At 41.2% G+C, this 26,953-nt stretch carries 26 protein-coding genes and 1 pseudogene; 13 read left to right on the top strand and 14 right to left on the bottom strand.

Features of this window, described 5'->3' with window-relative positions; genetic code table 11:
* Window positions 1–48: 48 nt before the first annotated feature.
* Complete coding sequence (locus ACW689_RS14170) at window positions 49–1,515, top strand: tetratricopeptide repeat-containing sulfotransferase family protein (RefSeq protein ID WP_476292453.1); 1,467 nt, start codon at window positions 49–51, stop codon at window positions 1,513–1,515.
* Here ACW689_RS14170 and ACW689_RS14165 read toward each other — a convergent pair.
* Window positions 1,472–2,377 carry an alpha/beta fold hydrolase gene (locus ACW689_RS14165; RefSeq protein WP_476292451.1) on the bottom strand — a complete coding sequence of 302 codons (906 nt, stop codon included), beginning with the start codon at window positions 2,375–2,377 and terminating at the stop codon, window positions 1,472–1,474. The two genes, ACW689_RS14170 and ACW689_RS14165, sit on opposite strands and share 44 nt — an antisense overlap.
* A gap of 140 nt (window positions 2,378–2,517) precedes the next feature.
* On the opposite strand from ACW689_RS14165, the gene rlmF reads away from it, so the two are divergent.
* Window positions 2,518–3,378, top strand: a complete 861-nt coding sequence (gene rlmF / locus ACW689_RS14160; protein WP_476292449.1) for a 23S rRNA (adenine(1618)-N(6))-methyltransferase RlmF — start codon at window positions 2,518–2,520, stop codon at window positions 3,376–3,378.
* 45 nt (window positions 3,379–3,423) lie between these two features.
* Here the strand turns inward: rlmF and ACW689_RS14155 are convergent, their stop codons facing one another.
* The 5 genes from ACW689_RS14155 to ACW689_RS14135 form a co-directional block, all read right to left on the bottom strand.
* Window positions 3,424–4,338, bottom strand: coding sequence for a DUF808 domain-containing protein (locus tag ACW689_RS14155; RefSeq protein WP_476292447.1), 915 nt, complete (start codon window positions 4,336–4,338; stop codon window positions 3,424–3,426).
* A 55-nt stretch (window positions 4,339–4,393) separates the two neighbouring features.
* Window positions 4,394–4,981 (bottom strand): thymidine kinase, encoded by a 588-nt coding sequence (locus ACW689_RS14150; protein ID WP_476292445.1) that lies wholly within the window; start codon window positions 4,979–4,981, stop codon window positions 4,394–4,396.
* Window positions 4,982–5,039: 58 nt separating this feature from the next.
* Entirely contained in the window at window positions 5,040–5,741 is a 702-nt protein-coding gene (locus ACW689_RS14145; protein ID WP_476292443.1) for a hypothetical protein, read from the bottom strand.
* Between the two features lie 150 nt (window positions 5,742–5,891).
* On the bottom strand, window positions 5,892–6,356 hold the full coding sequence (locus ACW689_RS14140) for a methylated-DNA--[protein]-cysteine S-methyltransferase (RefSeq protein ID WP_476292581.1): 465 nt from the start codon (window positions 6,354–6,356) through the stop codon (window positions 5,892–5,894).
* Window positions 6,353–7,720, bottom strand: a complete 1,368-nt coding sequence (locus tag ACW689_RS14135) for a DNA-3-methyladenine glycosylase 2 family protein (RefSeq protein ID WP_476292441.1) — start codon at window positions 7,718–7,720, stop codon at window positions 6,353–6,355. Before ACW689_RS14135 ends, ACW689_RS14140 begins: the two co-directional genes overlap by 4 nt.
* Window positions 7,721–7,886: 166 nt before the next feature.
* Between ACW689_RS14135 and ACW689_RS14130 the strand changes: the two genes are divergently transcribed.
* From ACW689_RS14130 to bfr (ACW689_RS14110), 5 genes are all read left to right on the top strand, one after another.
* A complete protein-coding gene (locus tag ACW689_RS14130; protein WP_476292439.1) occupies window positions 7,887–8,234 on the top strand; it encodes a hypothetical protein in 348 nt (115 codons plus the stop codon).
* A gap of 140 nt (window positions 8,235–8,374) precedes the next feature.
* Entirely contained in the window at window positions 8,375–9,517 is a 1,143-nt protein-coding gene (locus ACW689_RS14125; protein ID WP_476292437.1) for an efflux RND transporter periplasmic adaptor subunit, read from the top strand.
* A gap of 13 nt (window positions 9,518–9,530) precedes the next feature.
* Window positions 9,531–12,650: an efflux RND transporter permease subunit gene (locus ACW689_RS14120; RefSeq protein ID WP_476292435.1), complete on the top strand. Its 3,120-nt coding sequence runs from the start codon at window positions 9,531–9,533 to the stop codon at window positions 12,648–12,650.
* Window positions 12,651–12,841: 191 nt separating this feature from the next.
* Complete coding sequence (bfr, locus tag ACW689_RS14115; protein WP_476292433.1) at window positions 12,842–13,312, top strand: bacterioferritin; 471 nt, start codon at window positions 12,842–12,844, stop codon at window positions 13,310–13,312.
* 8 nt (window positions 13,313–13,320) lie between these two features.
* Window positions 13,321–13,785 carry a bacterioferritin gene (gene bfr / locus ACW689_RS14110; RefSeq protein ID WP_476292431.1) on the top strand — a complete coding sequence of 155 codons (465 nt, stop codon included), beginning with the start codon at window positions 13,321–13,323 and terminating at the stop codon, window positions 13,783–13,785.
* A gap of 63 nt (window positions 13,786–13,848) precedes the next feature.
* Here bfr (ACW689_RS14110) and ACW689_RS14105 read toward each other — a convergent pair whose 3' ends face one another.
* Window positions 13,849–14,043 carry a bacterioferritin-associated ferredoxin gene (locus ACW689_RS14105; RefSeq protein WP_476292429.1) on the bottom strand — a complete coding sequence of 65 codons (195 nt, stop codon included), beginning with the start codon at window positions 14,041–14,043 and terminating at the stop codon, window positions 13,849–13,851.
* Window positions 14,044–14,282: 239 nt separating this feature from the next.
* Between ACW689_RS14105 and ACW689_RS14100 the strand changes: the two are divergent.
* Window positions 14,283–14,795, top strand: a pseudogene (locus ACW689_RS14100) (integrase core domain-containing protein); the annotation flags it as partial.
* On the opposite strand, the gene ACW689_RS14095 reads toward ACW689_RS14100, so the two are convergent.
* From ACW689_RS14095 to ACW689_RS14085, 3 genes are all read right to left on the bottom strand, one after another.
* Window positions 14,796–17,585, bottom strand: a complete 2,790-nt coding sequence (locus ACW689_RS14095; RefSeq protein WP_476292427.1) for a hybrid sensor histidine kinase/response regulator — start codon at window positions 17,583–17,585, stop codon at window positions 14,796–14,798.
* 94 nt (window positions 17,586–17,679) lie between these two features.
* Window positions 17,680–18,582 (bottom strand): cation diffusion facilitator family transporter, encoded by a 903-nt coding sequence (locus tag ACW689_RS14090; RefSeq protein ID WP_476292425.1) that lies wholly within the window; start codon window positions 18,580–18,582, stop codon window positions 17,680–17,682.
* A 245-nt stretch (window positions 18,583–18,827) separates the two neighbouring features.
* Complete coding sequence (locus ACW689_RS14085; RefSeq protein ID WP_476292423.1) at window positions 18,828–19,310, bottom strand: GAF domain-containing protein; 483 nt, start codon at window positions 19,308–19,310, stop codon at window positions 18,828–18,830.
* Between the two features lie 62 nt (window positions 19,311–19,372).
* On the opposite strand from ACW689_RS14085, the gene ACW689_RS14080 reads away from it, so the two are divergent.
* The 4 genes from ACW689_RS14080 to ACW689_RS14065 all read left to right on the top strand — a co-directional run bounded on the left by ACW689_RS14080 (window position 19,373) and on the right by ACW689_RS14065 (window position 21,884).
* Window positions 19,373–20,140, top strand: coding sequence for an ATP-binding protein (locus ACW689_RS14080; protein ID WP_476292579.1), 768 nt, complete (start codon window positions 19,373–19,375; stop codon window positions 20,138–20,140).
* A complete protein-coding gene (locus ACW689_RS14075; RefSeq protein WP_476292421.1) occupies window positions 20,073–20,363 on the top strand; it encodes a response regulator in 291 nt (96 codons plus the stop codon). Before ACW689_RS14080 ends, ACW689_RS14075 begins: the two co-directional genes overlap by 68 nt.
* A 112-nt stretch (window positions 20,364–20,475) precedes the next feature.
* Window positions 20,476–20,700, top strand: a complete 225-nt coding sequence (locus tag ACW689_RS14070) for an Hpt domain-containing protein (protein WP_476292419.1) — start codon at window positions 20,476–20,478, stop codon at window positions 20,698–20,700.
* A gap of 308 nt (window positions 20,701–21,008) precedes the next feature.
* Window positions 21,009–21,884, top strand: coding sequence for an AraC family transcriptional regulator (locus ACW689_RS14065; protein ID WP_476292417.1), 876 nt, complete (start codon window positions 21,009–21,011; stop codon window positions 21,882–21,884).
* A gap of 131 nt (window positions 21,885–22,015) precedes the next feature.
* Here the strand turns inward: ACW689_RS14065 and ACW689_RS14060 are convergent, their stop codons facing one another.
* Genes ACW689_RS14060 through ACW689_RS14050 form a run of 3 tightly spaced genes read right to left on the bottom strand, consistent with a single transcriptional unit; the run spans window position 22,016 to window position 25,315 of the window.
* A complete protein-coding gene (locus ACW689_RS14060; RefSeq protein WP_476292415.1) occupies window positions 22,016–23,269 on the bottom strand; it encodes a nuclease-related domain-containing protein in 1,254 nt (417 codons plus the stop codon).
* 60 nt (window positions 23,270–23,329) lie between these two features.
* Window positions 23,330–24,325, bottom strand: coding sequence for a WD40 repeat domain-containing protein (locus tag ACW689_RS14055; protein ID WP_476292413.1), 996 nt, complete (start codon window positions 24,323–24,325; stop codon window positions 23,330–23,332).
* Window positions 24,326–25,315: a WD40 repeat domain-containing protein gene (locus ACW689_RS14050; RefSeq protein ID WP_476292411.1), complete on the bottom strand. Its 990-nt coding sequence runs from the start codon at window positions 25,313–25,315 to the stop codon at window positions 24,326–24,328.
* A gap of 251 nt (window positions 25,316–25,566) precedes the next feature.
* Between ACW689_RS14050 and ACW689_RS14045 the strand changes: the two genes are divergently transcribed.
* Window positions 25,567–26,034 (top strand): DUF1842 domain-containing protein, encoded by a 468-nt coding sequence (locus ACW689_RS14045; protein WP_476292409.1) that lies wholly within the window; start codon window positions 25,567–25,569, stop codon window positions 26,032–26,034.
* Between the two features lie 32 nt (window positions 26,035–26,066).
* Here ACW689_RS14045 and ACW689_RS14040 read toward each other — a convergent pair whose 3' ends face one another.
* On the bottom strand, window positions 26,067–26,927 hold the full coding sequence (locus tag ACW689_RS14040; protein ID WP_476292407.1) for a LysR substrate-binding domain-containing protein: 861 nt from the start codon (window positions 26,925–26,927) through the stop codon (window positions 26,067–26,069).
* Window positions 26,928–26,953: the final 26 nt, after the last annotated feature.

The raw sequence follows: 26,953 nt of genomic DNA, 5'->3' as shown, positions 1-26,953 counted from the left end.
CTTTTTATTTTTATTATCTAGTTATCTGAAGTTATCTACTATCCAACCATGTTATTGATCCAAAGAGCCAATGAGTTAATGGCGGAAAATAAGCTCAGGGAAGCTGAGTTTATGTTCAAAGCAGTCCTAAAAGAAAATAACAAAAATGGCCCTGCACTGTTCGGCTTAGGCCGTATATGCATTCAATTAGAAGAGTATGACAGCGCAATTTACTATCTACGCAGAGCCTGTGAGCATTTGCCAAAAGAACTTGATCCATTGTTTGCCCTTGCCGAGTGCTTTATCAAAGTCGGTTCGCCGGTTGACGCGAAAACAGTGCTTGAATATACCCTAAGTACCGCACGCGATAATGCACTAGCCCACTACAAATTAGGTCAGTTTTATCTAGATTACGGTTTTATAGATAAAGCAAGAAAAACCTTCGAATTAGGACTAAAATGCTCGATTCACCCAGTTACAGCATATATGCTTTATGAACTCGTGCAAATAACACAATCTTCTGCACAATCCAGATACCTCCCACCATTGGAGCAATTACTTGAAGTATATAACGACAAACGCCTAAAAATCGTTACTCTCTATGCTTTGGGTAAGTGTCATCACAGACTTGAGAACTATAAAGAGGCCTTTGAGGCATTTAAATTAGCAAACGAAATGCAACTCGAATTCTGTGACTTTCGTACAGAAAATATGTTGCCCTTTTTTAACGAGTTAAAAACGCAATTTGGTGACGCCTATTTCAAGAAACCGACAGACCGAGTGGCAACAACATTTACTCCGACCTTCATTTTAGGGCTGCCCAGAACCGGCTCTACTTTATTAGAACAAATGTTGGTTCAACATAGTGAGGTTGGAAGTCTGGGCGAGAGTACGGTCATTAGTGACACAATTGTGCCTTTCCTTGAGAAACGTTCAGAAACACGTTTTCCTTATTGCATGGTCAATTTAAGTAACTCGGCTTTGGACTATTGCCGTGGCTTATATGTGAAAGAAATTAAAAAGCACCGTGTAGGTGATGAAGTTGTGATCAACAAGCTACCGGCAAACTTTCAAAATATTGGCTTAATTTATAGACTATTTCCCGACGCTCGCTTCATTCATTTAACAAGAGATATTAATGCAACGGCTTGGTCAGTTTATAGTAACCATTTTGCAGCTGACGAACCTTATTTTTGCTCGCTACCTGAGTTTATGACTTATGCGCGTGCCGAAGAAGACGTCACGACACACTTTAAACAATATTTACCAGAAAAAATTCTTACTGTTAAATATGAAGATTTGCTAGCACAACCACAAAAAACAATCACTCGAGCCCTCAACTTCATTGGTCAAAAATTCGAACCTGAATGTTTGGAGTTTTACAAGGATCACCGAGCGGTTACAACATTAAGTAAAGCGCAAGTACGCAAACCAATCAGCAAGGCACCTCTGTCAAGCTGGCGCCATTATGAAGCACAAATCAATGAATTTGTTAGCGACGAGAGTGACGCTCAAACCAATCAAGTAAGTCCTTAAATTGATCCTGATGTGCATGCCTATGTGTCAGCATGTCGATATGGCCATAGTTGTGACTATGGCCATGCTGCTTGCCATAAATTTTCATTTCCTGCACACCTAAACCCGACTCTTCAATAAACTTCTTTATGTCAATTGGCTGAGCCAATGCTTTATCTTTAACGCCAGCAATGTGTAATGTGGGTGGTAATGTCAAAGCACGTAGCTTTTTTGCGTAATCAAAACCATCATCACTGTCTATCCAAGGCCTGCGTTTAGCCCACTGCGCTCCCTGTTGATGCGATTTGCGAGTTTCGTTGTCACTTCCCCAACGCAAAGCTTTGGCGGGTAAATAGCCGTGCTTTTTCGCGTATAAAGGAGCCAACCCATACCACATTAAATTAGCTTGTAGGTATTTACTCACATGATGATTATGTAAACTACGTTTGGTTCCAAAATATACACATGCATCCACCTGTTTAATCGACTCAACAAAGCGGGCAAAATAACTATTCATCAATACGCCACCCCAAGAGTGAGCAACCCAAAACCTTGGAAACTCACCACTATGTTGTTTGATGAATTCAACCATTGCGGGAATATCTTCTAATATGGCTTCAGTTTGCCCATATTGAGAATTTGCCGATATCGCGGGTAAACTATTTCCCCTCCCTCGTAAATCAGCAACATAACAGCGATAACCCTTTGACGCCAAGAATGGCGCTAACCCTTTGTTACTCTCTGTATAAAATATTTTGCCATTCTCTACCGCTCCGTGCATAAAAAAAACGGCTGGTCCATTACTATCAGGCGTCGCAATATACCTTAAATGCAACGACTGTTCAGGGCTAAAATTGATAGATAAAGATGTTTGTTCGATCATCGTGTTGACAGGTTTATTATTATATTAAACTCATCCTACCAGTAGATTGCAGGCCCTGCAATTACTCAATAATTGCTGGTGGCATGTGTTTGTCACTATTCGGTATAATGAAAAATCAGCAAGAAATTAAGTGAATTTACATGCACAGTAGAAATAAACATAAAAATGGCTATGACTTTGATGCGCTAGTTAGTGCGTTGCCGGAACTGGCTAAATTTCTGATAGTTACCCCTAGAAATACAACCAGCATCGATTTCACTAACCGTAATGCCGTAGTATGTTTAAATAAGGCGCTCCTTAAGTTCCACTACGGTGTACAGTATTGGGAACTAGGAGGAGATTTCCTATGTCCCCCCGTCCCAGGCCGTGCAGATTATATTCACGCACTTGCCGATCTACTCAAAATGACAAGTCAAGAGCGATTGATTTCTAACGTGAATATTCTTGATATAGGTACTGGTGCGAATTTAATTTACCCTTTGGTTGGATTTGCAGAATATGGCTGGCAGTTTGAAGGCTCGGATATCAACCCTTCAGCGTTAAAGTGTGCACAAGCAATAATTGACGCAAATAAACTGAAAATTAAATTACATCAACAGCAAAATCCGCAAAACATATTTCATGGGGTCATCAAGCCAAATCAATACTTTGATATTACTATGTGCAACCCACCCTTTCATGCAGATGAACAAGCCGCCACACAAGGTACACAACGAAAATGGCGCAATCTAAATCGACGTCCAAGCAACTCACTCAATTTCGGCGGAAACAATAACGAACTCTGGTGTGAGGGCGGGGAAAGGCGATTTATAAAAACTATGATCCGCGAGAGTAAAGACTTTGCTGATCAGGTCGGCTGGTTCACTTGCTTGGTGTCGAATAAAGACAACCTATTCCCGCTCAAAAAAGCACTTAAAAAACTAGAACCAGAAGAGATCAAAGTGGTAAAAATGGCTCAAGGTCAAAAACAAAGCCGATTTTTGGCTTGGCGATTTAACTAACGCGTAAAGTGTTGCTTGTGTTGTGATACACAAGCAACGAGAAAGTTAAACGTTTATTTTCGACTTACACCAACTTAAAGTCGATACGACCATCACAACAATTAGCCCCGCAAGTAAACCAAACAGCGCATTGAATACACTTGGTAATACATAAGCCAATGCCGCTACACTTTGAGACGCAATATCGACACTAACAGCACCAATATACTCAGATACAAAATGCCAACCATGGGTAAGAATGCCACCACCGACCATAAACATCGCTACAGTTCCCGCAATTGCTAATAGCTTCATAAGCTTGGGAGCAAATGATAACAACCCTCGCCCTAGCGCTTTTGTGAAACCTCCCGCGTTAGGCTTTGCAAGTAAATACAATCCCATGTCATCAAGCTTAACGATTAACGCAACCAGCCCGTATACGCCCAGCGTCATAAGCACCGCAATCACACTCAATACCGCCAGTTGGTTGGAGAATGTTTCTTGAGCGACCGTACCTAGTGCAATCACAATGATCTCAGCAGACAATATAAAGTCTGTTCGAATCGCACCTTTAATTTTATCTTGTTCATATTCAATGCGGTCTTCAATTTGTAGGTTTGCGCTACTGTCATGCTCAGGCGTAGAATGGACCAATTTTTCGACAACCTTCTCGGCCCCCTCAAAACACAAGAAAAGTCCACCTAACATCAGCAGTGGAGTGATCAAAAATGGTAAAAATGCACTGATCAACAAAGCGCTCGGAACCAGTATCAATTTATTGAACATCGATCCTTTCGCCACTGCCCAAACTACCGGCAATTCTCTATCCGCTTTGACACCCGACACTTGTTGAGCGTTAAGCGCAAGATCATCACCTAACACCCCAGCGGTTTTCTTAGCTGCAGTTTTGCTCATTAACGCAATATCATCTAATAATGTTGCGATATCATCTAATAACGTCAGTAAGCTAGCACCTGCCATTTTACTTCCTTAGTTTGATGGGCTGCCCTTAACGGCAAGCCAAGACAAATTAATTTTATTTTAGAACCTTATTGAGCTCTTCTTTGTAATGCTGACGACACATAGAAATGTATCTATCATTACCACCAATTTCTACTTGTGCACCATCCGCAATTGCCACGCCGTTTTCATCTGTCCTTAAAACACGGTTTGCTTTACGGCCACAATGACATACCGTTTTAAGTTCAATAAGCTTGTCAGCCCACGCAAGCAAATATTGCGAACCTTCAAACAGCTCCCCTCTAAAATCAGTTCTTAAGCCATAACATAAAACAGGAATACCAAGTTTATCCACCACATCTGTTAATGAATTTACTTGTGTCTTGCTTAAAAATTGGCACTCATCGACTAAAATGCAATCAATCTTTTGAAAGCTATTTTGGGTTGCGATTAAATCCATTAAGTTGCTATGTGCATCATAAATGTGCGCATCAGCTTCCAAGCCAATTCTAGATGCAACTTTGCCAACGCCCGCTCGGTTGTCAATGGCCGCAGTCAATATAAAAGGGGTCATTCCTCGTTCGCGATAATTGAAGGCAGATTGAAGCAAAGTGGTAGATTTTCCAGCGTTCATCGCTGAATAGTAAAAGTAAAGTTGTGCCATAGTTCTTTCTAATTATGCAATCTGGCGTTAGTTTAACTAAAAACTGGCAACATGTTTACTATTTTGCTTCAGGGCGTTTCATATCTTCACTGTTAATATCCTTATCATCTGCCTCTAAATAGCGCATATAAACTTCGGTATAGGGAAACTTTATCATTTCATGCCAGAGTCGTTTTGCAAGCGGCAAATTATCCGCATAAAACGACTTTGAAAAAGCGAGATAACCATAACTTTTGTCAAACGGAGGGTACTTTGCATGCAACTTGGTAGAATAAGGAAACGCTTTAATTGGAACGCCATTGATCATACATAGGCCAATTGCACCATCAACAACGCGTTTATTTACAAGTTCGAAAGCATCAAGTTGGGAAGGTGTCGCTACTTTAGCAAATTTACTTTCATCCACGCTTTTTGCTGACGAGTAACCGTTGGGCACAGCCAAGTTCAATACCTTACTGGGATCATCTAAATCACGAATGAAGTTTTTATCACCCACATAACATCTGCCAAATTCATTCAATGCAAGGCTTGTATCCACCTCGCCATCTTTGTCTGTTGGAAACGTCAAATATTCTGTTCGATACTTTCTAAAACTTGCTATTACCGCATCGACTTTATTTCGCTTCATATCATGTAAGCAGCGTTGCCAAGGTTGACGAATGTAGTCAATGGTTAAATTTTCTAATTTTTGCTCTGCCATACGCAAAATTTCAATGACAACACCCGGTCTTTCTGTTGGCACTATCAGACCACGCCCCATATACGAAGGCGCCAGCTCCTTATCTTCATAGCAAAACTTTAATGTTTGAGCATGTATCCCTAAACTAAGCACGCATAAAAAAGCGCAAAAAAAAGCTCTAAGCAGCAAAGCAACAATCTCCGAGTGAGCAGAACGCTTTACTAAGTATATCTAAATTAATTTATTTTGCTGTTCATGTTGTAATAACCATGCTTTTTTTTCTACACCACCGGCATAGCCTGTTAGCATGCCATTTGCGCCAATAATGCGATGACAAGGTACTATAATACTAATCGGATTTTTACCATTTGCGCCTCCCACGGCTCGGACCGCTTTAGGGTTATTGAGCTGCTGTGCCATCCAGCCATAAGTACTTGTTTTGCCATATTCAACTAATGTTAATACTTGCCAAACAGCCTTTTGAAATTGTGTCCCTAAAATATCCAACTGTAAATCAAACGTATGTCTAGTTCCCACAAAGTACTCCTCTAGCTGTTTTTTGGCAGCGTGTGTATGTAAGTTATGCGCTTCACAAAGCTGCTCTTTGGGGTAAAAACCGACATAAGTCAGGCCGTTTTGTGATGCTTGGATCGTGAGCTGTCCCACAGGGGTTTTCATGGTATGTTGATACATTATAATTTTTGCCATAATTGAAAAGTTAAATAACTACGAAAGGGCGCACACGCACTTATATTCATGTCTTGAAATTCAGCCTGTGCTTTTTTAATGCCCAGATCAGTCCCCAGATAAATATCGGGATGACTCTGCCCTCGCATCTTGGCATAGTCGACCGTCCACGGACCAACTCCCTTGATACTTAGCCACTTATCAAGGTCTTGAGATGGATAATCGTGTTGTACAAAGTAGTTTGCAAATAAAGCTAAAGCATCTTTGCGTCGTTGTGGCATTTTGAAAAACTCGAAACGACAACTTTCCATTGAGTTAGGGGTAGGAAACAACATTTTTCCTTGATGATTAGTGCTCCCAAGCTCCGTGACCAACGTTTTCAATAAATTCCTTGCTGCTTGAACACTCACCTGTTGGCCCAAAATAGCGCGTACACCTGCTTCAAACTCACTCCAAATACCTGGCAATCTAAGCCCCTCTAGCAGTTCAAAACCTGACGGCAGCCCTTGTTTCAAATGTTGTTCTATAAAATTTGGATCGGCATCCAAGTCAAGTACCCGTTTGATGTTACTTACGACAAGGTGTAATCCAGCAACATCGTTAATGGAAATATCGACTTTAAATCTGAAATTTGCGCCATCGAAGTGCGCTTCAAAACTGCCATTATATTGGTCCAATTGATAAGTTCGGCCATAACTGTTGGCACTCAACCATTCTATTGGTTCAATAATTCTCATTGCCAAGAAACTACGCAGTGCCTGCCAATTATAAGGCGGACGAAATGGCAAAAATAATGTGATATGTGATCCAATATTCTGCTTTGATTGACGTAATCTGCTTGGTGATAACTGAAACAATCTAACAAACGCATCATTGAAGCGACGAAGTGAATTAAAGCCACTAGCAAAAGCAATATGCGATACAGGCAAATGTGTTTGTTGCAGCAGCTGCTTGGCAAATTCACACTGTTTATAAAGCGCATACTGCTTGGGTGAGGTACCATAATGTTGTTTAAACAGCTTATTAAGATATCGCTGTGTGATTCCTAAGCGTTCTGCCAAGATAAGCGATGACTCTGTACTCAACACTCCTTCATCAATCAATTTTTTAGCTCTTACAGCGGTGGTCTTTGCCCCCAACCATGCATAACTGCCAGGCGCAGCATCTGGTCGACAACGAATACAAGGTCTGAATCCTGCTTCAGCTGCATTGTGCGCGTGTTCAAAATACTCAACATTTTCTTCATTTGCGGCCGGAGCTGGACAAATTGGCCGACAGTAAATGCCCGTCGACTTTACTGCAACATAAAACAAACCATCAAAACGGTGATCTCGACTTTTTCTGGCTTTTTGACATATCTCAGTTGAATACATGCTCTTCGCTCACTACAAATTACACACTAAGTTTACCGTGTTTCACTTCCTATTCTAGCCAAAAGTGGAACTCAACCTTGCCTATATTTTACAGAGCGCTGTGTTGACCGTAGCTGATATGTTTGTTAGCTTTGCGCTTGTATTCTTTATTATTTTGGTTGAGTGAGTGAACTTACGAAATTTCGTCAGCATAATTATAGCCTTGACTATTGCATTGCAATCGGTCGGTGCGTTTGCTGCTGATCCACAAACTCATCAACTAGATGCCGAACACTTACAAACCGAGCATACACATAGCAAAGAGTACAAAACAAGCTCTGTCATTTATGATGAAGATGGTCATAACATCAAAGACTGTCATCATTGCGGCCACTGTAGTGGCTCACACCTGCACTGGTTTATTGCAAAACATCTCCCATATTTGCCCACAGCCATCTCTAGTGAGCGTTTTTCCACGTTCCTAAGCTTAGAAAAGGCGCATAAAGAAACTCAATACAAGCCTCCAAAAGTTTGATCTCTGTTTGGCGACACGCCACCACAAGCCAATGCACAGTGCAAAGTAAGCTTTAGCGCGATAGTGTCGCACATCTTTGCTCTGTGCTTTTTGTCAAAAAAATTAAAACCAAGCCTAGATGCATTGGATAAGAGATCATTATGCAAAAAGCAAAAATGTACAGCATGAGTATGCTGATATTCGCGTTACTTTTCTCATCAGCACCTGTATTTTCGGGCGCAGAGCACAGTCATAAACATGAAAAAAACGCTCAAGCACACAACGAAACTGAACATAATCAGGATGTTGAGTTATCTTCCATACAACAAGCGCTCGCCCAAATTGAAACTAGTCGTATTCAAAAACAAAGGCGTTTAACGACATACTACGCACCTGCGGAGCTAAAAGAAAACGGCTATACCAGCTACCTCGTCGCGCCACGAGCCGAATCAGTCGTCAATAAACGCTACGTGGCATTGGGCCAACACGTAAAAAAAGGGGATAAACTCGTTTCGCTCTACAGTGAAACAATGGCACAAGCACAAGCCGATTACATTGTTGCCCACAGTAATTGGTTACGCGTTAAGGATATGGACAACCGAACGGTTAGTGAAAGCGAACAAGTGCTCGCACATGCACAATATCTCGCCAGTCTTGGTAAACTGAAAGCCTTGGGACTTGAACAAACTGCAATTGAGCAATTAAACACACCGATAAATGCCAAACTCGGACAGTACACCCTGTTTGCAAAAATTGATGGCATTGTGCTCAAAGATGATTTTGCACAAGGACAGCAAATAGCCATAGGCCAAACATTATTACAACTGGCTAACGAAGCAAATTTATGGGTTGAAGCTCGCCTTGCTGCAGATGAAAACCTAACTATTACAGAGCAAACCTCCGCAAACATACAGTTTGCAGGTAATCAATATCCCGCCAAAGTGGTCCAAGCCTCCCATACTATTGACCCAATAACGCGCACACGCATCATTCGGTTACAAGTGAATAACCCAACAGACAAGCTACACGCAGGCATGTTTGTCAGTGTGTACTTTAGTCAACCTACGACCAATCCTATTTTGGCGGTTCCAGAAACTGCGCTGACTCGAAGTCAAGATGGCGACTGGCAGGTTTTTATCAAAGAGCAAAGCAGTTTTAGGCCTGTTGAAGTATCCAGAGGTAGAGATTTTGGCGATTATGTCGAAATATCAGGCCTCAAAGAAGGTGCTGAAGTAGTGACTCAAGGCGCTTTTTTCATTTCATCACAGCTTGCCAAAGGCAGCTTTGATCCACATAACCATTAAGCGAGGATGTCTTATGTTTAATCGCTTAATCGATTGGTCAGTCGATAACCGCTTAATCGTTCTATTATTGCTAGTTCTACTTATGTCTAGCAGTGTATTTGTGCTACCCAAGCTTAACTTAGATGCATTTCCGGATGTGACAAATGTGCAGGTCAGTGTCAACACGCAAGCCCCAGGGCTTGCAGCGGAGGAAGTCGAAAAGCTCATTACTTACCCGATTGAAGCTGTAATGTACGCCCTACCCGATGTAGCACAAGTTCGCTCTATATCAAAAACCGGGTTGTCAGGTATTACCATCGTATTTAAGGAAGGAGTCGATATATATTTCGCCAGACAATTAGTTTTCGAACGTTTACAAAGTGCCAAAGAGCTTATTCCCGAAGGGCTCGGAACCCCGCAAATTGGGCCCAACACCTCTGGTTTAGGGCAAATATACCAGTATTTACTCGTCGCAGACGAAAAAACACAATTTGATACAATGACCCTCAGGAGCTTAAACGATTGGGTTGTAAAGCTACTCTTGATGCCCATAGATGGCGTTACCGATGTACTGTCGTTTGGCGGCGACGTTAAGCAATACCAAATTAATATCGACCCGACCCAATTACTCGCTTATGAGCTTACTCAGCAAGACGTGGTTGACGCGCTTGAACGTAATAATGAAAACGTGGGCGGTTGGTATATGCGCCGCGGTAAAGAGCAAATGGTAGTGCGAGGTGTGGGCTGGTATAGCCATGCTCAAAAAGGTCTTGAAGAACTTGCACAAGTACCGGTTAAAACCATCAATGGTGCGGTGATAACAGTATCTGACGTTGCAAACGTTGAATTAGGCAGTGAAATACGCCAAGGCGCGGTAACGATGACACGTCGTAATGACAAAGGCGAACCTGAATACCTCGGGGAAGTTGTCTCAGGTATCGTGCTAAAACGTATGGGTGCCAATACAAAATCAACCATAGATAGCATTATGCAACGAGCCGAACTAATCAACTCAGCCCTGCCTAAAGGGGTTCGCTTTGTGCCATTTTACGACCAAGCTAATTTAGTTGATCAAGCAATATCAACCGTTATCAATGCGCTATTCATAGCATTCATACTGATTATCTTAATCCTCGCGCTGTTTTTGCTGAATTTGCGCGCGACACTGTTGGTGCTCATCTCAATACCAATTTCTATCACTCTCGCTCTCATGACAATGGCTGGCTTAGGGGTATCTGCAAATTTAATGTCATTAGGCGGTATTGCCGTTGCTATTGGCATGCTCGTGGACGGCTCAGTGGTGATGGTCGAAAACATGTTTAATCACCTTAAAAATAACGAGATGATCCGTAAGCGCTCGGCAATCAAAGAGGCTGCAAAGGAAGTTGCACGGCCTGTGTTTTTTGCCACACTGATCATCCTAATTGTCTTTACACCTTTATTCAGTTTTGAAGGTGTAGAAGCAAAACTGTTTCAACCCATGGCTATCAGTATTATTTTGGCAGTGCTCAGTGCCATTATCGTTGCCATCATCGTTGTACCCGCTCTAGCGTGTTACGCGTTTCAATTTAGAATGAAGGTGCGAGAAAATCGCGTATTGAACCTACTGGAAACGTTTTATAAAAAGCTTGTTCGCAAAGCGATGTCAAATGTCTTAATCGTTGTTGCTTCATTAATCTCGTTATTCATGGCAGCGCTGTTTACTTTGCCCCATATTGGTACTGAGTTCGTACCAGAGCTGGAAGAAGGCACACTCAATTTACGCGTAACCTTAGCCCCCTCTGCTAGCTTGGAAACGGCTTTAGACGTAGCACCTATACTGGAGAAAAAATTATTAACATTTCCAGAAGTCACCTATGCGTTAAGTCGCATAGGTCGGGCGGAAATTGGCGGCGATCCAGAACCCGTCAATAACATTGAAATTTATATCGGCCTCAAGCCAGTTAATCAGTGGACAAGTGCAACTAGCCGATATGAGTTGCAAGATCTTATGACACAAAAGCTCGAAGATTTTCCAGGTCTTTTACTCAACTTTTCCCAACCAATTGCAACTAGAGTTGATGAATTGCTGTCTGGCGTTAAAGCACAACTGGCAATTAAACTGCAAGGGCCTGATCTTGAGCAGCTATCAACAACAGGCCAACAAATTGAGTCTTTAGTTAAAACAATACCCGGTGCCCGTGATGTCGCATTGGAGCAAATATCAGGTGAAGCGCAATTGATTATCACTCCAAACCGCCGCCAACTGTCACGCTACGGGCTCTCTGTAGGTGATATCATGGATGTGGTAAAAAACAATATTGGAGGCCAAAAGGCAGGGCAAATAATCAATGGCAATGAAAGGTATGATATCTATGTGCGTTTGCAGCAAAAATTTCGCAACAATGCACAAACAATCAGAGACCTAAGGATAATCGCGCCAAATGGTGCTTGGGTGAGGTTAAGTGATATTGCCAATATCTCCTTACAAGCAGGGCCTCCACAAGTACGACGCGATGACGTGCAACGCACCGTAGTTATTCAAGCCAATGTACAAGGACGAGATATGGGCAGCGTTGTTGCACAAATCCAGACTGAGATTGCCAATAAGATCTCGATACCAACAGGTTACTCTGTGCAAATTGGCGGGCAATTTGAGAGCCAACAAAGAGCGCAAAAGCGCTTAAGTATTGTCATTCCTGTATCTTTGTTATTGATTGCGCTGCTACTTTACTTTGCCTTTTCGTCAATTGGTCAAGCTCTACTAATACTCATTAATGTACCACTAGCTATCATTGGTGGCGTGTTTTCTTTGTACTTCTTTGATCAATACTTATCGGTGCCAAGCTCTGTCGGATTCATTACACTATTCGGTGTTGCGGTGCTAAACGGTGTCGTCATGGTCGAAAGTATCAATCAGCGTATCAAGCGTGGACAGAGCTTACACAGTGCCGCCATTAATGGCGCAACATCGCGTTTAAGACCTGTGTTAATGACGGCTTTAACATCGGCGCTTGGGCTAGTACCAATGCTACTGTCAACCGGAGTTGGAGCCGAAATACAAAAACCACTGGCTACCGTCATCGTAGGTGGATTACTTACATCCACAATACTCACTCTTTTTGTACTGCCGACGCTATATCCATTCTTCTCAAAGAAAAAGCAAGCTTCGTAGTACGCACCAAATAAATGCCCAATAGTTAACTGCACTATCGGGCTTTTAAGCAAACACACATATTGATAGAAAAATGAACTCAAATGCGAATCATAATCAATTTTTAAACATATGATTTTTATAGATTTTTTATTGACACGCTAGCCCGATAATATAAACTGGCGACAAATATTTTATATTGGGCAGTCACCATGAAAGGCAAACAAAAAGTCATTGATGCGTTTAACGCACTTCTAGCAAACGAACTAGCAGCTATCGATCAGTATTTTATTCATTCACGTATGTATGATGATTGGGGCCTAAATAAGCTATATGAACGCTTAAATCATGAGATGGAAGAAGAAACGACCCATGCTGACTGGTTAATTAAGCGCATTCTATTCCTTGAAGGCGTACCTAATATGACAAAACGCAGAGGCTTACTGATTGGCCACGATGTCCGTTCAATGATGCAAAACGACTTAACGCTGGAACTCGAAGTAGTTGAAAGCGTAAAGGAAGCAATCGCAATTTGTGAGCAAGAACAAGATTACCAATCACGTGAAACATTAGAAAAATTACTGTTTGATACGGAAGAAGACCACGTTTACTGGTTAGAGCAACAGCTTGGCCTTATGGATAAGATTGGTACACAAAACTACATTCAGTCACAGCTTGGTTAGGAGTTGATATGAAAGGTGATAAGGACGTAATTGCTGCATTGAATGCGGTATTGGCAAACGAGCTTGTAGGTATTAATCAATACTTTTTACACGCTCGAATGTTTAAAGATTTTGGTTTTACTAAGCTCGATAAAGCTGATTATAAAACGTCAATTCAAAAGATGAAAAATGCGGATCGCTTGATTGAGCGCATTCTTTTCTTAGAAGGTCTTCCTAATCTACAAAGCTTAGGTCGCTTGCGTATTGGAGAAAATAGCGAAGAGATGATAGCGGCTAATATGCAATTTGAGCAACTGGCACTTGATGATCTGAAATCAGCAATCAAATTGGCTGAAGAAAAACGCGATTATATTTCACGCGAAGCACTTGATAATATTCTCAATGAACAAGAAGAACAAATTGACTGGCTAGAAACTCAACAAAGCCTTATCAAAACAATGGGTATCGAGAACTATCTTCAATCACAAATGTAAGATATACAGAAGTCTAGATACTAAAAAAGGGCCTCAAGGCCCTTTTTTATGAATAGGTGTTAATTAAGCAACTTGATCAGTAATATCAACAATCTCAATCAGCTTTTCGTTTAAGATTTTTTTCGTACAGTTTGTACATTTTCCACACTGCGTACCTACTCCAAGTTCTTTGCTTAACTCTCGCATACTCGTTGCGCCGTCATCAATTGCCTGGACTATCTTTTTATCAGTCACGCCGTGACAAATACAGATATACATGAATGAAAACCAATCTCAATAACATTAACTGGAATGAAGTTTAATCTAAACAAAAATAGTTATCAACTACAAAACATAAAAATGATAATAATTTTTATTTGCTTATCACGAGGGCGTATTGATCTTTGCTGTATGACTGCAGCAAAAAAGTAGTAAAGAACAATCCCCCTCTTGTATCAGAGTGTAAGTAATTTTGTCCACTTCCCCAGAACTTGAGAACACGGCAAGTTAAGTCGGTAAAGCGATACGAGAAACAAGTCCCGGGACACCATGTTCAAGTTGATGTTAAGTTTCTTACCTTCAAAGATAAATCGGGCAGGAAGGTTCGTAGATTCCAATATACGGCTATCGACGATGCTACACGTATAAGAGCATTAAAAGTCTACGAAAAACACAACCAAGCATGTGCTATCGACTTTATTGATTACGTTGTTGGTAAGTTTCCCTTCCGCATTAAAATGATACGCACAGATAATGGCCATGAATTCCAATCTAAGTTTCATTGGCACTGCGAAGATCTGGGAATGCAGCATGTGTATATCAAGCCTGCTAGTCCTAACCTCAATGGTAAAGTTGAACGTTCTCACCTAACCGATAAACGAGAGTTTTATCAGTTATTAAACTATAAAGGAGACGTTGATTTAGAGGCCAAATTGGCTGAGTGGGAGGCGTTTTACAACTACCATAGGCCGCATGGTGGCTTGAAAGGAAAAACGCCGTATGAGATTCTAGTTTCGAAAATGAGAGCCTAGTTATGGCTTGTCAGCCGAGGTTTCGAGACCCACATCTAAGAAACGATTTAGCGCCTTGAATAGCAACGTTTTATCAATTGGTTTAGCGACAAAATCATCCATGCCAACTTGAATACATTTGATCCGATCTTCACTGTAAGCGTTGGCTGTAATCGCAATTATGTAGGGGTTGCCGTATTTGTTAGAATCACGCCGAATATGCGCTGTACACTCATAACCATCCATATTTGGCATTTGGCAGTCCATTAAAATAAGGTCAACTTTTTGAGACTCTAAAAGCGTCAATGCTTCGACACCATCGAATACTTTATGTAACTTACACTGAGTATCTTGTAGCAACTTCTCGGCGACAATTTGGTTAACCATATTATCTTCAACAAGTAACACTTCTAGATTACTTAAGTCAGGAATGATGAGTTCATCGCTTTCTTTCACTGACATTTTGGCTTTTTGGGCTGGTACTCGAATAGTAAAAGTGCTTCCTTTACCTTCAGCACTTTCGACGCTTAATTGCCCCTCCATTAATTCCACCAACCTTTTAGAAATGGTCAACCCAAGTCCTGTACCTCCGTATCGTCTTGTCGTCGAAACGTCCACTTGCGTAAACTCATTAAACAGCACTTTTAACTGCTTAGCTGATATACCGATCCCTGAGTCTAACACTTCCACAATTAAAACTTCATTTTCATACTGCACCGCCAACCTGATATTGCCTTTATCGGTGAACTTCCCTGCATTATTCAATAAGTTATTAACAACCTGAGTCAATCGAAGTGAATCGATGTAAAGGCATGTTGGTAAATTAGGTGATAACGCGTAATCAAATTTCACTTGCCCCTTAAGACCTGCTTGCTGAAATAACGCAGCAATACTGTCGAACATTTTATATGGTTCTGTAGCATGTAGGTCTAACTTTAGTGCGCCCGCTTCTATTTTCGAATAATCGAGTATGTCATTCAGAATTGTTAGCAAATTTCGCGCTGAGGAATGCACTATCTCTAGATGCTTAAAAGTTTCATCTTGATGATCACATCGGTCTATCAGCATACCCGTGAGGCCAATAATGCCATTCATGGGTGTTCGGATCTCATGGCTCATGTTCGCTAAAAAGCGACTCTTCGCCTTACTCGCATTATTTGCAGCTACCACAGCTTCAAGTAATTCTTCTGTTTTTTCGTTAACCTGTTGCTCCAATTCTTTATTAAAATTTGTGAGCTTCTTATTCAATTCTTCATTTTCACTATTCGCCATCTTCAACTTCGAGAAGTTCATGGTCAATTTAAATGCTAATTGGTTGAAATGTTGTTGCAATGTGATCACTTCTAGATAGCTTGCCTGATCACTTACTGAATCTTTTAATCCCTCACTAGGTTCAAATCGGCTAATATCTTCACTCAAGGCAGATATGGGTTTAACAAGAAAGCGTGATAGCTGGCCTACAAATACACTACTGAGAATAATAATAACAATCGCTAAAACCAACGACTTAAGCCAAGCCGATGCAGCCGCCAATCGAACATGATGCGCTTCTAACAAGGTGACGACAGTCCAATTTAACCCCTCTACTTTGTAACCAAAGCGATAGTAAACGCGACCTTGATCTGTTGTATAAGTATTCAAACTCATATCAAACCAACCTTCAAGCACTCCCTGAGGAACCTTATCAAGTGCAGAAAAACCAGATGTTAACGAACTGAAGACAACCTGATTAGTGGAGTCTAAAACGATGAGATCACCTTGGTTTGAGATAATTTTCGGCTTGTATCTCGCAAAAGAGTCCATAAACACCGACGCTTCCACCACTCCTTTAAACTGTTGGTTGACAAAGACAGGAGCCGACAGCGCGACGATTAAATCGTTACCAAATCCGCGGCCTTGAAAAATTGGCGATATATAACCGTCCGGATAAAAAGGTGCCTGAATAAAATACTCTCTATCAAGTACCGACACTGTTTCATCCATTTGCTTATTATTAAATACCTTAGGATAAAAGACTTTGGCAAGACCTTGCTCATTAGCAAAAATGGCAGTTTTTAGATCAGGCTGTAGCTGGACCATTGATTTAAGCGTATACGATTTATCAACACCAAACTCAATACTTTTCGCCGCCCCCACAACCGCTCTTTGATACCCTTTTAAAGTATCGTTTATTCGCGCACCTATCGAACCTGTGGCGCTTTCAAGGTGCTCTACGACTTCAGCTTCAATACGCCTAAAACTATTATTAGTCAGTACAATCGACGTCACCAAAACGACTAAAACCACCAGTAAACTGACCGTATAGTTCAAAATAGCGTTGAGTGGACGCGCTCGCCAAAGGTGGCGAACCAAAAAAAAGCTGAGTAAATCAACCACAGCTAAATAGAGCGCTGCATTGATAAAATATTTTGCAAGTGCTGTAGCAATGACTAAATTAGGTAGGTTAAGTAGGTAGTGGCCAAAGATAAATAAAATTGGGACCCCAATAGCGAACCAAAAACCCAGACCTCGAATAAAAAATGGGCGCCCTTTTTGTACACAAAACAGCTGCAGCCAAATTATTTCTAGTCCGTAAACAACGGACGGCCAACAATGACCCCACCGATAAAAAATGAAACATGCGCCAATCCCGACAGCCAAGAATGCGTACTGCCAGCCAAATAGCACTAAACATAGCAAAACAAAAAGCTGACCGAATAAAAATTCTGAGGAATCTAAAAAAAACAGTGGTAATAAATTCGAAGCGCCACCCAATGCCCCTAATACGAGTGTTACGACAAAAGGTATAAGTTTGGATTGATAATTTGGCACTAGAAGTTCCTACATTTTCACCCTATTAAAGGTAAAAGAATAATTATCATTTGCCAACTATTAAGTAAACATTATTGCAACCAAAAAAGGTACTTTATACATATTCATGGTGTTCTGGGCATTCGTGACTTTCAATTTGTAAAACACTCTGCTTCGCATTAAACCTTTGATTTAATAAATTTTCGACTTGAGCGCGACACGCGGCATCATGTAGCTCTTTTGTACAATGATGTTTGAGCACTATATGAGCCCCAATGACAAGTTCGCCATCAACTTGGCTCGCAGTGATATTGTGAACGCTTTCAACATGTTCAGTTGCAAGTATCGCCGCTTCAACCTCATGTACTTTTGGCAGCTTATTATTGGCGAAAAACAGCCCATTTACGCAGCTTTTTACCACTTTTATACCAGTAAATAATACAAACGCGGATATAAGCAGGCTTGAAATAATATCAATAACTTCCCAACCTGTTGCATAAATAAGCACTCCAGCAATGAAAGTCGATACCGTGGAGAGCAAATCAAAAAAGGAATGTAAAAAAACGGCGTAAACATTGATGCTGTCTTTTCGTCCCTTGTATAACACCCAGGTAGATAGCCCATGAAACAAAAAACCTATCGCTGCAATGACCGACATTAAGTATGAATTAACTGCTAAATGATGACCTTCGTGATGATCAAGCATTCTCTGTGTTCCTTCAACGATAATGAGCACAGAAATTGCTAAATATAGGATGCCATTGATCAACCCCCCCATGTATTCAGCTTTCTTGTAGCCATCACTAAAAGACTTGGCTAAATGAACAGCAACGCTAGACGCTATTACTGCAATAAACAAAGAACTGTTATGAACAAATAAGTGCCCAGCATCGGCCAAAACCGCCAGTGAATTAGCATAATATGCTCCTACTAACTGTATGACCATAAAAGAACATGTAATTGCGAGGGCTATAAGTAGCCTGCGACGAGAAGCACGATGCGTTGTAATGTCAGTCATCTAGTGATGGAAAACCTTAATATCGGAGGAGAAACTACAAATGGTAATGATATACAATCACAATTGTAGCGATTTTTGAGGTTGAGCGCATCAAAAATTCGTTTTTAATTCTTCTAAATTAACTCAAGGGGCGGATAAGGCTTTTGATCGCTCAAAATAAAAACGCTGCCTCCCTTCAATATTGTCATTGGGCGAATTTAGTTATATGCAGCTGAGGTTACATTATTATGTTTACTGGACTTCACTCACTGACAAAATTCTCTCATGACTTTATTTGCAACATCTTTAAGCATTCTCTCATCATCAGGACTAAATTCTCGAGGCTCAATATCAATTAAGCACAGCGTACCGAGTACAGATCCATTGGGGTGCACAAGTGGCGCGCCAGCATAAAAACGAATATTCGGAGGACCAACGACTAAAGGGTTATCTTTAAATCTTGGATCGCTCAATGCATTAGTTACAACAAAAACATCCTCCCCCAATATTGCATGCCCACAAAATGAAATGTCTCTTGACGTTTCACATGCATCAAGACCAACCTTTGATTTAAACCATTGGCGATCACTATCAACCAAGCTGATCAGTGCAACTGGTACGCAAAAAACATGGGCCACAAATTCAGTCAATGCATCTAACTGGGGATCAGGATCGCTGTCCAATATGCCTAACTGATTTAATGTTTGTATACGAAAGTGCTCATTATCAGGTAAACCTGGTTTTTTCATAGTGTCATAACATAGCAATTTACAAACCTTGTTCTATATTAGTTTATTAAAGCTAACGCGTAATACTAAGGTGCAAAAAAACCTCAAAAAATCTTGGAGGTACCGGAATGGGGCTGGCAATATGCGGCAGGCTAGTTGAGCTCATGGGCGGCGAAATTATCGTTAATAGCGAGCCTGATGTAGGCAGCGAATTTGTTGTTAGTGTGCCAATTTGGAACTTTAAAACACAAACCAAGCATTCAATCTTCCCTAAAGCAAAGCTATTCTACAATACCGATAGCCAAAACAAACTCAAATGGTTAGCCAATAAACTATCATTTTTCATTGAAACAATTGAGACAGAGTCACTTTCCAATTTGTCAAAATGTAGCCCTGACGAACTGAATATTGCACTCATAACCCAAGAGCAAGACATATCATCTCTGCCAATAAGTCAACTCAATAATACGGTACGCCTACTGACCTTTTCTCAAGGTAATGTACTGAATAAACTCAAAGAGCGACTTTCAGAAACTTGCGTGTTAGATATAAACACATTGACTTTTTATTCCTTGCACAAATGTATATCAAGATTAAAGCGTCAACCTCTTCACCAAGAGCCTGTATTACAAGAAAGTGACTTTTCAATCGATTTAGATAGTGCAGAATCATTACTAGGTGACTTACGAGATCCTGAAGAACAAGCGCCTCTGCTTCTTGTTGAAGATAGCCCGTTCAACCAGAAGTTAATGATAAAACAGTTGTCTCGATTAGGATATCAATGTGATCTCGCATCCGACGGAAGGCTTCAAAAAATGGCAAAAAGGCGACTATGCGCTTGTTCTGACTGATTGCCACATGCCTGGTATGGATGGGTTTGAACTCACTAAGCAGATCCGCTCTGATGAAGCGAAGAAAAATAAACCTCAAATTCCTATTATTGCTGTTACTGGCGCCGCAATGAAGGGCGGTCAAGAGCGTTGTTTGTCTATTGGGATGACAGACTTTATTAGCAAACCCGTCAAGCTAGAAAAGTTTAAAAATACAATCGGGAAATGGTATGAACACAACTGATCACGAACAGCTACTCATTTTAAATGAACAAACTATCTTTGAACTGCTGGGGGATGATAAGGAAGACATCGCGTATTTCCGTCGACAGTTTCTTGTATAGGCCAAAGATTGTTTGCAAAAAATTGCTCTGTTCTATCAGCAGGATGCTTTTGACAAATTAAAAGGTGAAGCGCACTTTTTGAAAACATCAGCCAAAGCAATCGGTGCCGACAGATGCGCTCATTGCCTTCAACAACTTGAAAACTACGCACTTAAATCAAATAAATCTGAGTGTAAAGTCTATATTCGGTTGCTCAGTGACGAAGTAAAAAGCGTATTTAGAGCTTGCCAGACTTAAACAATGTAATACGCGCTTTAAAGCACTCGCGCAGTGTATACCTACCCTCGCCTCGTCAAACTTAGCAAACATTATCAATTGAGGTTGCGTTAATCTTTCTTTCGTCGGCACAGCAAATAAACGTACAATCTTACTCGTTTAGTTGCTTCGCGTGTAACATAACCCTATTGGATGTGTTGATCTTTGAAGTATGACTTTATTTCAAATCAAAGGCTTGCATTACCCCAAATGCGCTATAACACACAGTGCTCTATGTGCGCAGCGCATGACACTGTAGTTAATAGTAACGAATAAATGAGGACATCACGATGGCACACAAAAGCCAAACCGAGCACAGCTACAGACAACGATTACTACGAGTGATTGACTATGTCTATGAAAACATGGACATGGATCTAGATGTGAACACATTGGCTGATCTTGCACATATGTCTGCCTACCACTTTCATCGCATTTATAGGGAATTTACCAACGAAACAATAAACGTGACCGTTAGAAGAATGCGTTTGTTCAAAGCTGCGACATTACTACTACACAGCCAACTAAGCCAAGCCGAAATTGCAGAAAAAGTTAAATATGCAAGCGTTGAAGCATTTAACCGAGCTTTTACCAAGCATTATGGCGAAACCCCGAATACGTACCGCCAAACACGCACTGCAATAGAGCTTGAGAAGTCTGTGTTTTATCCTACTCAATCTAAGGAATATAATCACATGTACAACGTAGAACAAATTGAAAATGATGAATTGACCCTCATTGGCCTCCCTCACCAAGGTGACTACATGCAAATAGGGCAAGCTTTTGAAAAACTATACATGCTTGGCGGTAGTGCAGGGCTTATCAATGAACAAACTCGATCATTTGGTATTTATTACGACGATCCTAAAACCGTGAAAACTGAGGAGCTAAGAGCGATGGCTTGCATGAGTATTGCAAATGAGCATATCGAGCTGCCCGACCCTCAGTTGCAACGACTTACTTTGCCAAGGGGCAAAATGGTGAGTTTGCTATTCAAAGGGGACTACACCGAATTAGAAAAACCATATGATTGGTTATTTGGTCAGTGGTTACCAAATAGTAACGTTGAACTTGCTGACTTTCCACCTTTTGAAGAGTATTTAAATGACGTGCGAGAAACGCCGCCAGCTGAGCTATTAACTAGAATTAACTGCTTGATTAAATAGCCTCAACTTTGGATAAGCGAATTTCAAAATTGAGGCTAATTAAGCAATGCTTGATGACAACTTTAGATTACCGGTAACGGTAGTCTAGAGTTGTACATTACTAGCCGTTTATTGAGCTATCATTAGAACCACTAGGTACGCTGTGCTGTCGTAAATTTAAACTTTTGCCAAAATGACGTGTCACTTTGATACTGAGCGACTAACGCCTTAATCTCAGATAACTGCACATTATCAAAGCATGTTGTGCTCTCTCTCATTATTCTTTTTGGCAACAAATGATATTCACATACTTCATACGGTACATTCGTTTTAAATACGCTGTCTTCTGGAAAGACAATCAAGCCGTATATGTGACTTTGTAAATCCAGTAATTCTTTTACTAAATCCACTTTGGCTTGCAAACTTTCAATGGGGTTGCCGAAATAATAACGTTCGTTATCCACTCGATGCGTCCATGTATCTGAGTGTTGATCTACCCAAATCGTACCGCTTTCACGCTGACGTTGTATAACAAACACACCATATTTTGAAATGATGAGGTTATCTACCGACAATCGGCCTTGTGTCGTATCAAACCACATCTTCCCAGCAATAAAGTATCTACTATTTGAAAGTGCTTGGGTTAGATAGCGATGCAAAACAAATGAGCCAAACACCCGCTTATACACGGCCATAATAAATGGCCAAAATGTGATAAGGACTACGATCACCCCACCAACGAGCAGGATGAACCACACATAGTGACCAATATACACCCACAATGGTGTTAAGGCGCTTTGTTGCTGATTAAGTGTTGTGTCATTGAACTTTGCTTCAATAGCACGGCTTTGAGTAGGTTGAGCCGCACTCATTGCTGGTGCAGATTGTGTTTTCACACTATCAGTTTTTACAGTGCTAATTTGCTCAACCTCTTCCGGCTGCCATTGCTGCTCAAAAGCCTCTTTCTTTTGTGATTGTTCCCCATCACAAAATACCCTATCTTGAACACTTTTATGCGCTTTCATGCAACGTGCTGAGGGCTGGTAAAAGTTGAGCCACGCTTTTTGCTTTGCATCGTTTTGATAGCTGACTTGCGCGGGTTTAAGTTCGGCTGCTGCGACTTGTAAAATGGGTTTATTCACGACTTCTTTTATTTGAGTGTCTGTTTGTAACTGACCATAACCATAGTCACTACAAAATACTCTCAACCGCTCTTCTAAGCGTTGTAAACGATTTAGCGCGCTTGTATCTCGTGTTTTTCCATTGAGCTTTCGTTTTATTTCCTGAGCTTCATTATCAAATCGCAAGCAATGCTTTTCGTTTATGCTGCCATACGCAATGACACTTTGTGCAGTGAGCAACAACGTCAACGCAAACACACTAAGTAGGTATTTTTCTAATCGCATAAGGTTCTGGCTAACAGTCAAATTATAAGTCATTCTAAGTTTTTAATTTATTGAACTATTTTAGGTATTCGGAAGTATTGAGTCTAACTGCCATGTTTCTAATATGCCTTCACTACTGAGCGTATGGAGTTGCCCGTCAACAATTACCATATCTAGCAGCATCGTCCCAAGGCTGTGCGCATCAATGTGCCAGGTCCGTTGCTCTTTTCCCGATATTCGGTTCCACAAGCTTAATTCTGATTTTGTTGAAGAAGTCACGATAAAAGGCTGCGATGGAATAAACAGCGCTTTTCGAAACCACTTGAATCGTGCAACATAGTCCAGCTGTGCTAACACTTCTCCATTATCCGCACCGAGGATCTGCTGCGTTTTTAAACCGTCAGACACAAAAGCTTGATTAAGCGCTTCAGACACAGCTAGCGTGCTAACACGCGAGCTATACACTTTTTCGAAATGTACATCCCCAGTATGCGTATGCCATCCTTTAACAGAACCATCATGCGAAGCACTGATCACACGCTCATTGTTTGCAAAAAATTCAATCGCAATAACGTTACTCGTATGAGGCATAAATTGTTTAATTTTTCCTGTTGTACGGCTATATAGAGAAATTGAACCATCCGTGAAACCTATTCCTATCATTTGCCCTTTCTTTGCCAATGATAGCGATGACACCCGTGCTAATACATCTGCGCCATCGGCTTTGATTGTATCTATCAAAACACCATCTGATAATCGCCAAAACTGCAGTATGTTGTCACCTGCAACAAGTAATAGCTTTTGCTCCACATCAAGTTTTACGGCGCGAATGTTCTTTGGTAGCTGAGATTCACTCAAACTAAAAGCCACTTGTTTATCTTGGGTGCGCCAAATAGCTAGGTTAGGCCCTTCCACAACCAACATCACATAGTTTGCGTCTTTTGAAATTTGTCCTGTTAGTACAAGCGCATCACTAAATTGATGCAAGCTATGCGCAGTAATTTGGCTCGGCTCACTACAGCCGAGTAACAAGCTTACAACACTGGAAAGTAGTAGAAATTTCAACTTAGCAAACATTTATAAAGCCTTCAGTGCGTTTAAGTCCCAGCTTTGCAACATGCCATCACTATTCAGCGTGTATAAAGTGCCTGTCGTTGTCGCATGCATTGCTAAAATAGTCGCGCCATCTCGTATCGTACTAATTGTCCAAGTGCCGAGTTCATCTCCTGTTTCAGTATGCCATAGAGATAAATGTGATTTTGACGACGACGTTGCTAACAGGGGTTGAGTCGGTACAAACAAAGATTTCCTAAATACTTTAAACCTCGCCGTGTAATTCAATTTGATAATTTCTGTTCCGCTTACAAGTGTCTTAATATGCTGTGCATTAAGTCCATCTGATACAAAAAAACGCGAAAAGCTACGATCTGTGGTTAGGCTCGTTATACGATGCGCAAATTCCTGCTCAAACACTGCCTTGGGCGATCCAAATCGCCATAGCGCGACTTTACCATCTTGTGCACCGGTTAAAAAAAGCGCCCCTTGATTATCAAAGGCTAAAAAATCAATAGGCCTTGAATGCGGCTTAAAACGGTTATTTAAGCGCGTATTTAAATCAGCCATATTGACGGAGCCATCATTCATAGCAACCAGTGCACGATCGTTATTTGCAGAAATCGCGATACGACTGATCGTTGCCATCGGATCAACACCCGAAAATTGCACTTTATGAATAAACGCTTTACCAGCAACTGACCAAACACCGAGCGTATCGTAGTTGGCCACCAATAAAAGGGAGTTATCGTCTGAAAGCAATGCATGGCGGACGGGTTTTATGAGCTCTTTTTGAGGAATACGATACTCAAGCTGCTTTGAGGCTGTTCTCCACAATGTCACCTGCTCTGAGCTATCCACTGTTAGGGCTAGCCTGCCATCGTCAGAAATTTGACCAATAATGAGTTGTTCAGAACCAAACTGATGCACCACCTCATTGAGTAACTTTACCTCTTGTCCACATCCTGACAAAAGCAATAAAAACAATATTGTAAAACTTACTAGCCTACGCATTTTACGCCCCACTTACTTCATCACAGCGACTACACTATGCACAGTTAACTCTACCACATACGCTAGTTCAGCAATCATAATGCCAAATTTAATGACCTGCATAATATCATTATCCAAAGCTAAATTGTGCAAAGTGTAATTGCGTGTAATTTACAACAAAAAACAAGCTGTATAAATTTTAACCACACCACTTTTTACTGGAACTCTTCCAGCGAAAAGTATGGTCTAAAACGATAACAAAGGAACGCACCATGACTGCTCTCAATGAAGAAAACGCTGGACTATTTCCTGTCACTTATCTTATCGCGTCAAAAGAAGCGAGTGAAAATTACGCCGCTTTAACCTTACAGCTATTTATAGATACACAGAACAACGAGCTAACTGGCTTAGGCCAAATCAATATAAACAACGGCCCACAGCAAAATATCGATTCATCTATAAAAGGTGATTGGCACCTCGTAACTCAACAATCTAAACGCTCAATCCTACTTGTTGCAGACGGCTATTGTGCTTCAAAAGTGTTGTTCAATGGCGTATCAAAAGAATACAAAAACATTAAACTACGCATTTTGCTAGGCCCTGATTGGTTGCAAGGGGAAGGCGTGCTTGATTATAAAACCGAGACCGGCTGGCACACACTCGCTGTAGTTCAAGCCCAACTAGACAACAGAACCTTAATGGAAAAAGTAGATACGCTCCATTCACTGACTTGCTCATAAGCAAAACTGACTACAGCCATATTAATGTGCTATTAATATGGCTGCTCAAATTGACCTTCTAACCAACGTTTAAATACCTGCACTTTTGGCCAAGAAAAGTGCTTTTGAGGCCCTACCAAGAAATATTGATAGTCGCATTGCAGTTCAAAATCAGGCCATATCTGCAGTTGACCTAACGACAGCTGTTGCTCAACCAAACGCCGCCTTACCATGCCAATTCCCTGACCTGCTAACACGGCTTGCACCACCAGCGCAGCGTTATCTATCTCCAAGAAATGAGGCACCTGTTCATTGTTAACATTATGTTCTTCAAGTATAACTTGCCACGCTCGCTCCGCATCAGGACAGATGTCCATGATTAAATTGTTTGCCAGCAACTGGGAACCAAGTGGTTGCGTGGGGTAAAGCAGGCCAGGTTTGTATACCAGCAACATCTGGTCATCTCCCAGTAACTCGCTGTGTAATTGCGCATATGCACCCTGACCAAACCGCACCCCTAAATCCGTTTCATCGGCTTCAAAATTTGCATGCGAATCGCTAGGATCAATACGCAACTTTATTTCAGGGTGTGCTTTTTGAAACTCATTGATCCTTGGCAGCAGCCAACAGGCGGCAAACGAAGGCAGCACCGACAAATTCAGTGTATTTGGGTAAGGATCTTTAGCCAACTTTTGTACACCATCCTCAATCTTGGCAAATGCCTGATTTAAGTAAGGCAACAGTTGTTCCCCTTGGCTCGTTAAAGTCACTTGACGAGTTTGCCGTTCAAATAGCTGGCACTCTAAGTGCTCTTCTAACGCTCGGATCTGCTGGCTTATTGCAGCTTGTGTTACAAATAGCTGTTCAGCAGCTTGCTTAAAACTGCCGAGGTTAGCAGCGTATCTAAAGTACATTAAGCTTTTCAGTGAAGGTAAATTCA

This window comes from Pseudoalteromonas sp. ABE4_541, assembly GCF_056312285.1.
Note: the sequence above shows the minus strand (reverse complement) of the source record. Positions and strands in the feature narration are given on the sequence as shown.

Bases quoted from the DNA above. Each gene is read 5' to 3' on its own strand.
- ACW689_RS14045 (WP_476292409.1), top strand. From the start codon at position 25,567: ATGACTGCTCTCAATGAAGAAAACGCTGGACTATTTCCTGTCACTTAT.
- ACW689_RS14065 (WP_476292417.1), top strand. From the start codon at position 21,009: ATGGCACACAAAAGCCAAACCGAGCACAGCTACAGACAACGATTACTA.
- ACW689_RS14135 (WP_476292441.1), bottom strand. From the start codon at position 7,720: ATGTATTCAACTGAGATATGTCAAAAAGCCAGAAAAAGTCGAGATCAC.
- ACW689_RS14040 (WP_476292407.1), bottom strand. From the start codon at position 26,927: ATGTACTTTAGATACGCTGCTAACCTCGGCAGTTTTAAGCAAGCTGCT.
- ACW689_RS14060 (WP_476292415.1), bottom strand. From the start codon at position 23,269: ATGCGATTAGAAAAATACCTACTTAGTGTGTTTGCGTTGACGTTGTTG.
- ACW689_RS14120 (WP_476292435.1), top strand. From the start codon at position 9,531: ATGTTTAATCGCTTAATCGATTGGTCAGTCGATAACCGCTTAATCGTT.
- ACW689_RS14105 (WP_476292429.1), bottom strand. From the start codon at position 14,043: ATGTATATCTGTATTTGTCACGGCGTGACTGATAAAAAGATAGTCCAG.
- ACW689_RS14155 (WP_476292447.1), bottom strand. From the start codon at position 4,338: ATGGCAGGTGCTAGCTTACTGACGTTATTAGATGATATCGCAACATTA.
- bfr (WP_476292431.1), top strand. From the start codon at position 13,321: ATGAAAGGTGATAAGGACGTAATTGCTGCATTGAATGCGGTATTGGCA.
- ACW689_RS14150 (WP_476292445.1), bottom strand. From the start codon at position 4,981: ATGGCACAACTTTACTTTTACTATTCAGCGATGAACGCTGGAAAATCT.
- ACW689_RS14165 (WP_476292451.1), bottom strand. From the start codon at position 2,377: ATGATCGAACAAACATCTTTATCTATCAATTTTAGCCCTGAACAGTCG.
- bfr (WP_476292433.1), top strand. From the start codon at position 12,842: ATGAAAGGCAAACAAAAAGTCATTGATGCGTTTAACGCACTTCTAGCA.
- ACW689_RS14055 (WP_476292413.1), bottom strand. From the start codon at position 24,325: ATGTTTGCTAAGTTGAAATTTCTACTACTTTCCAGTGTTGTAAGCTTG.
- rlmF (WP_476292449.1), top strand. From the start codon at position 2,518: ATGCACAGTAGAAATAAACATAAAAATGGCTATGACTTTGATGCGCTA.
- ACW689_RS14085 (WP_476292423.1), bottom strand. From the start codon at position 19,310: ATGAAAAAACCAGGTTTACCTGATAATGAGCACTTTCGTATACAAACA.
- ACW689_RS14125 (WP_476292437.1), top strand. From the start codon at position 8,375: ATGCAAAAAGCAAAAATGTACAGCATGAGTATGCTGATATTCGCGTTA.
- ACW689_RS14170 (WP_476292453.1), top strand. From the start codon at position 49: ATGTTATTGATCCAAAGAGCCAATGAGTTAATGGCGGAAAATAAGCTC.
- ACW689_RS14090 (WP_476292425.1), bottom strand. From the start codon at position 18,582: ATGACTGACATTACAACGCATCGTGCTTCTCGTCGCAGGCTACTTATA.
- ACW689_RS14050 (WP_476292411.1), bottom strand. From the start codon at position 25,315: ATGCGTAGGCTAGTAAGTTTTACAATATTGTTTTTATTGCTTTTGTCA.
- ACW689_RS14145 (WP_476292443.1), bottom strand. From the start codon at position 5,741: ATGGGGCGTGGTCTGATAGTGCCAACAGAAAGACCGGGTGTTGTCATT.